General features: G+C 63.6%; 4 protein-coding genes. All 4 read right to left on the bottom strand.

What is annotated here, in order from left to right; translation table 11 throughout:
- Positions 1-29 precede the first annotated feature (29 nt).
- A complete protein-coding gene (secF, locus tag QZ281_RS07895) occupies positions 30-1,019 on the bottom strand; it encodes a protein translocase subunit SecF (protein WP_292226876.1) in 990 nt (329 codons plus the stop codon).
- The gene (gene secD / locus QZ281_RS07890) at positions 1,019-2,611 is read right to left on the bottom strand and encodes a protein translocase subunit SecD (protein ID WP_292226875.1); all 1,593 of its coding nucleotides are present in this window, start codon (positions 2,609-2,611) and stop codon (positions 1,019-1,021) included. The genes secF and secD overlap by 1 nt, the downstream gene beginning before the upstream one ends.
- Positions 2,612-2,646: 35 nt before the next feature.
- Positions 2,647-2,964, bottom strand: coding sequence for a preprotein translocase subunit YajC (gene yajC, locus QZ281_RS07885; RefSeq protein ID WP_292226873.1), 318 nt, complete (start codon positions 2,962-2,964; stop codon positions 2,647-2,649).
- A gap of 104 nt (positions 2,965-3,068) precedes the next feature.
- A partial coding sequence (locus QZ281_RS07880; RefSeq protein WP_292226872.1) for a M23 family metallopeptidase occupies positions 3,069-3,424 on the bottom strand: 356 nt, incomplete at its 5' end.

Raw genomic sequence — 3,424 nt, 5'->3', positions numbered from 1 at the left:
GCCGTTTTCTTTTTGCCTGTAACTCAGGATCAGGGGCGGCTGGCCATACCCAGCTTGACCGGCTTTGCATCGTCCGATGCCCCGCCGCGGTTCATGCCCCACAACAGGATAATCGGCGCGCCGACATAGATCGACGAGAAGGTGCCGATGACGACCCCGAAGGCCAGGGTGATCGAAAAGCCGCGCAGAGCCTCACCGCCGAAGACAGCCAGCACGATCAGAACGATGACCGTGGTCACGCCAGTGATGATCGTCCGCGAAAGCGTCTCGTTGATCGACAGGTCGATCACTTCACGCAGCGGCATGACCTTGTACTTACGCAGGTTCTCACGCAGGCGGTCGAACACGACGACGGTGTCGTTCATCGAATAGCCGATGACGGTCAGCAGCGCCGCGACCAGGTTCAAGCTGAACTCCATCCGCAGCAGGACGATCAGACCGAACGTCAGCGCCACATCGTGCAACAGGCCAGCAACGGCGCCGATGCCGAACTGCCAGGGGAAGCGGAAGGCGATGTAGAGGAACATCAGCACCACGGCGATGACCAGAGCCAGAACGCCGTTGGTCAGCAGTTCGCCGGACACTTTCGAGCCCACGACGCTGACGCCGGAGTAGGTCACCTGCCCCACAGCCTGGTCGATGGCGTGTTCGACCTTCTGAACGACTTCCGTCTGGTCGGCGTTGGCCGGAACCTGGAAACGGACAATGGCGGTCGAACCGTCATTAGCGTTGGTGTCGCGCCTTGCGATGCCCTGCACCTGGACATCGCCCATGCTGAGGCCGTTCACGGCTCCGCGCAGGCGATCAAGCTCCAGAACCTGACCCGCAGGCTTGGAGACTTCCATCGAGGCGCCGCCCCGGAAGTCGATGCCCAGGTTCAGGCCGGGATAGAAGCAACCGACGATCGCCGCGACTGTCAGGATCGCTGACAAGATAGCGAACCCCTTGGCGTACTTGACGAACTGGAAGTTCGTCTTGTGCGGCAGAAGTTTGATGATAGGCCAACCGTTCATCGACATCACTCCGCGATCGGCAGTTTCTTGGGCTTGGCCACCTTGAGCCAGTAGCCGAGCAGGACTTGGGCCGTCAGCACCGCCGAGAAGACGGAGGTGAAGACGCCGATGGTCAGGGTCCAGGCAAAGCCGCGAACCGGGCCTTCACCGAACAGGAACATGATGCCCGCCGCGACCAGAGTGGTCAGGTTGGCGTCGACGATGGTGCCCATGGCGCGGTTGAAACCGGCGTCCATGGAGGCGATCACCGAACGCCCCTGTCGGGCCTCATCACGCATGCGTTCATAAATCAGCACGTTGGCGTCAACGGCCACCGCGAAGGTCAGGATCAGACCGGCGATGCCCGGCAGCGTCAGCGTCGCTTGCGTCAAGGACATGGCGGCTACGATCAGCAAGGCGTTGAGCGCCAGGCCGATGACCGAGATGCCGCCGAACAGGAAACCGTAGGCCAGGATCATGAAGACCACGATCACGACGAAACCAAGCGCCGTCGACAGAGCGCCCGCAGCCACGGCGTCCGCCCCCAGTTCAGCGGTCACGACGCGGCGTTCCTCGACCTTCAGGGGCGCAGGAAGTGCGCCGCCGTTCAGCAGGTTCACCAGGGTCGAGGCTTCCTGAATGGAGAAATTGCCGGTGATCTGGCCCGATCCGCTAGTGATCGCGCTCTGGATCGTCGGCGCGGAGATGACCTTGCCGTCCAGAATGATGGCGAAGGGCTTGCCCAGATTGGCGGCGGTCGCTTCACCGAAGCGGCGCGCACCTGCCCCGTCAAAGCGGAAGTCGATGGCCGGACGACCGCTCTGGTCGGAACCGACGCCAGCGCGGGTCAGATTTTCACCCGACACCAGCACCCGCTTCTTCACCAGATAGGGCACGCCCTGCTGGTCTTGCAGCAGTTCGGAATCTGGCGGCACACGGCCTGCGACCGCGTCGTTCACCGAGTTTTCAGTGTCGACCATCTGGAAGGTCAACTGGGCCGTCTGACCGATGACTTCCTCAAGCTTGGTGGGATCGCTCTCGCCCGGCGCCTGAACCACGATGCGGTCCGCGCCCTGGCGGGTGATCGAGGGCTCGCGTGTGCCCAGGCTGTCGATACGACGGCGAACGACGGTGATCGACTGATCGACTGCCGCCGGGCCCATGCCGTTCATGGCCGCTTCCGTATAGGCGAAGCGCAGACGGCCATCGCCCAGACGGGTCGCCACGCGCTCAACCTGACCGCCAGGACCAGCCTGCCCGCCCAGTTGCTGCAGCGCCTTGAAGGCAGCGTCCGTCTGGCTCGGGTTGGCCAGGGTCACCACCACGCCGCCTGCTTCACGCTGCAGACCGCTGGTGGCGATGCCGTCGCCGTTAAGGCTGACCCGCACGTCTTCGATCAGGTTCGTGACCCGCTTCTCGCGCATCTGCGGCACGTCGACTTCGAGCAGCAGATAGGAACCGCCCTGAAGGTCCAGGCCCAGGTTCAGCCCATGCCTGGGCAACCACCCAGGCAACGCCTCACGCTGAGCCGGTGTCAGCAGATTGGGATAGGCCAGGAAGCAGCCGATAATCGCCGAAGCGACAACGAGGATGATCTTCCAGCGCGATAGCTGAATCATGCGGGCGGTCTCGGTTCAGCGATACCGGAAGGGTATCAGGCCTTGGAATCGTTGGCGGCGATGGCGGTGCGGTTGCGCACTTCGGCGATCATCGCCTTGACGACGCGGACGTTGACGCTGGGCGCGATCTCGACGTTGACCTCGGCCTCTTCGACGCGGGTCACCTTGCCGATCATGCCGCTGCCCAGAACGACAGTGTCGCCGCGCTTCACAGCGCTGATGGCGGCCTGATGCTCTTTGGCGCGCTTTTGCTGCGGACGGATCAGCAGGAAATAGAACAGGATGAAGATGGCGACGATCGGCAGGAACTGCACAACCACGGCCATGATGCCGCCGTCAGCTTGAGGGCTCATGGTAGTCTCCGAACACGAGGAAGGCTGCCCTCGTCGGCGCCCCCCAATAAAAACGAGGCGCGGAACCTAGGGCCGCGCCTCGACGAATGCAATGTGGCGCAGCGTCAGCGCGGCAATACCGTGAGCGGATCGACCGCTACGGGATCGTCGCCACGCATCTGGCGGGTCTCGAAATGGATCGAGGGGCGGCCGTCGCCTGCGGTCAGGCCAACGGTGCCGATCTGTTGGCCAGCGCGCACATCCGCGCCATCTCGCACCGTCGCCGAGCCCAGATGCCCGTAAACCGTACGCCATCCGCCATTATGAACGATCAGGACCGTCAGCCCCTGACCGACCAGATCGTCACCGACGTAGGCCACGCGCCCAGCCGCAGAAGCATTCACCGCCGCTCCTGCCGCAGCACCGCTGTTGATGCCATTGTTGCGCTCGCCCATGCCGACGGGTCCGAACCGACGCAGGA

The organism is Brevundimonas sp., assembly GCF_018608325.1.
In the GTDB taxonomy this organism is placed as follows: domain Bacteria; phylum Pseudomonadota; class Alphaproteobacteria; order Caulobacterales; family Caulobacteraceae; genus Brevundimonas.
Note: the sequence above shows the minus strand (reverse complement) of the source record. Positions and strands in the feature narration are given on the sequence as shown.